This is a genomic window from Nostocoides japonicum T1-X7 (genome assembly GCF_001046855.1).
GTDB classification, from domain to species: domain Bacteria; phylum Actinomycetota; class Actinomycetes; order Actinomycetales; family Dermatophilaceae; genus Nostocoides; species Nostocoides japonicum.
The window spans coordinates 4636139-4638651 of record NZ_HF570958.1 but is presented as its reverse complement, the minus strand read 5'-3'; the positions used below and the strand labels follow the sequence as shown (position 1 = coordinate 4638651).

Here is a 2513-nt window from a genome sequence, read left to right as displayed (position 1 = left end):
GAGCGGGTCGAGGGCTGCCGTGTCATGGGCCGCGAGCGCCTCGGCCAGCTCCCGGCGCAGGGCCGCGGCGAGGGCGTCCCGTTCCCCGCGGGTCAGGGGCGGCCCGTCGAGCGGGTCGCCGGCCGGGTGCTCGTCGGGGCCCTCGAGGAGGGCGGTTCGCCGCCCGACCGCGGCGGGGAACCACACGTCGAACACCTCGTCGAAGACCGCCCGCTGGCCCTCCCGGCGGACGAGGGCGCAGGCCAGGCCCTCGCGGAGCCGCTCCCGGTGCTCGAGTCCGAGCGTGGTGACGACGTGGCCGGCGTCGACGACTTCGCTCGTCCCCGCGACGACGCCGTGGTCGCGCAGGGACCGCGCGAAGCCGACGAGCCGGGCGTCGAGCCGGGGCTTGGGCCGGGCGCTGGGCGATGCGGTCGTCGGGGAGGTCATGAGGTCGTATGCCGTCGCTCCGGGCTCGCCGGTCAGCGCGGTGACGCGTCGAGGGCGGCCGTCGCGCGCTCGATGTCGTCCTGGTGCTTGAGGAGCACGCCGAGGTTCTCCCGGACGAGCGCGGGGGTGAGGTCCTCGGCGCCGAGAGCGAGGAGCGTGTGCGCCCAGTCGACCGTCTCGGCGACCGACGGAGACTTGCGCAGCCGCAGATCGCGCAGCCGGCGGACGAGCCGGACCGACGACTCGGCGAACGCCGCGTCGAGGCCGGGCACCCGGAGCCGGACGATGCGCTCCTCGAGCGCGGCGTCCGGGTAGTCGATGTGGAGGTAGAGGCAGCGCCGGCGCAGCGCTTCGGACAGCTCGCGTGTCGCATTCGAGGTGAGGACGACGAACGGCCGATGCGTCGCCGTCATCGTCCCCAGCTCCGGCACGGTGACCTGGAAGTCACCGAGCACCTCCAGGAGGAGGCCCTCGATCTCGATGTCGGCCTTGTCGAGCTCGTCGACGAGGAGGACGACGGGCTCGGCACTGCGGATCGCCGTGAGGAGCGGCCGGGCCAGGAGGAACTCCTCGGTGAAGATGTCGTCGCGCAGCGCGTCCCAGGCGCCGTCTCCGTCGGGTGCCGAGCGTCCGGCGGTGATCCGGAGCAGCTGCTTGGCGTGGTTCCACTCGTAGAGGGCGCGGGCCTCGTCGACGCCCTCGTAGCACTGCAGGCGGACGAGCCCGGCTCCGGTCGCGGCGGCGACGGCCTTCGCGAGCTCGGTCTTGCCGACACCGGCGGGTCCCTCGACGAGGAGCGGCTTCCCGAGCCGGTCGGCAAGATAGGCCGCCGTCGCGACGGCATCGCTCGGCAGGTAGCCGACGGCCGAGAGCCGCTCCTGGGCGTCGTCGACCGAGGCGAACCGGGGCTGCGCGGGGATCGTCACGGGCCCATCGTCGCATTCCACGATCATGTATCATCTGATACATGATCGAGATCACGAAGGACTCGACGGCCTCGCCCGAGGACCTGTGGGCCGTCACCGCGGACGTGGAGCACTGGGGCGACGTGCTGCCCACCTTCGAGGAGGTCCGACACGTCGGGGGGCCGAGCCCGACCGGTATCGGCACCCGGTTCGAGGTGCGCCAGCCCGGGTTGTCCCGGGCGGTCTACGAGGTGACGGCGTGGGAGCCCGGCCGCGAGTTCGTCTGGGTCGCCCGACTGCCCGGGGTCACGACGACGGCGTCGCATACGGTCTCGGCGGCCCCGACCGGCTCCCAGGTGCGGCTCACCCTCGACTGGTCCGGGCCGCTGGCCTTCGCCGTCCGGCTGCTGCTCAGCCGGAGGTCACGGGCGATGGCCGCGTCGGAGGGGGAGACGCTGGCTCGGCTCGCCGCGCGGCGCTGACGGTGACCACACCTCGGAACGCGTTGCTGGAGAAGGCGATCGGCTATTTCGCCGAGAACGGCGTACGCGACACGAGCCTGCGGACCCTGGCGGCCGCCATCGGCACGAGCCAGCGCATGCTGAACTATCACTTCGGCTCTCGGGAGGACCTTCTCGTCGCTGTCATCGAGGCGGTCGTCGCCGCCGACACCGCGATGCTCGAGGAGCTGTTCGCCACGGAGAGCGACCCCTTCGTCGCCGGCCGCGAGAACTGGCGGCTGACGGCCGACCACGCCCAACGGTTCGGGGCGCTCTACTTCGAGCTCGCCTCGCACGCGATGTACGGGAAGGCCTATGCCCGCGAGCTCGGCGAGGCGCTTGTCGACCGGACCGAGGCGGCCTTCGAGTCCCTGTATGCGACGCGGACCGATCCTGCGACGGCGCACCGGCTCGCCAGACTCACCATGGCCGTCGGCCAGGGGCTCTGCTTCGACCTGCTCATCGACGGCGACCGGGCTGCGTCGGACGCCGCCATCGAGGAGTTCATCGCCATGATGCGGGCGCGGCTCGGCGCCGGCTGAGTCGGGTGTCGCGCGGGGTCGGGGTGGTGCAGAGGCCCCGATCGGGTGCCAGACCGCCAGGGTGGGTGGTGCACAGGCCCCGATCGGGTGCCAGACCGCCATCCGGTCGGCCGGGGTGGTGCACAGGCCCCGATCGG

The 2513-nt window shown here is 72.9% G+C and carries 3 protein-coding genes and 1 pseudogene; 2 read left to right on the top strand and 2 right to left on the bottom strand.

The annotated features are described in order from the left end of the window. Positions 1-429: pseudogene (locus tag BN12_RS25525) on the bottom strand (hypothetical protein); the annotation flags it as partial. A gap of 32 nt (positions 430-461) precedes the next feature. Beyond that, entirely contained in the window at positions 462-1349 is an 888-nt protein-coding gene (locus BN12_RS21065; protein WP_235432578.1) for an AAA family ATPase, read from the bottom strand. Between the two features lie 47 nt (positions 1350-1396). Here BN12_RS21065 and BN12_RS21060 point away from each other — a divergent pair, with 47 nt between their 5' ends. Beyond that, positions 1397-1816, top strand: a complete 420-nt coding sequence (locus BN12_RS21060) for an SRPBCC family protein (protein WP_048555526.1) — start codon at positions 1397-1399, stop codon at positions 1814-1816. Positions 1817-1818: 2 nt separating this feature from the next. Beyond that, positions 1819-2376 carry a TetR/AcrR family transcriptional regulator gene (locus BN12_RS21055; RefSeq protein ID WP_048555524.1) on the top strand — a complete coding sequence of 186 codons (558 nt, stop codon included), beginning with the start codon at positions 1819-1821 and terminating at the stop codon, positions 2374-2376. The last annotated feature ends 137 nt before the right edge of the window (positions 2377-2513 follow it).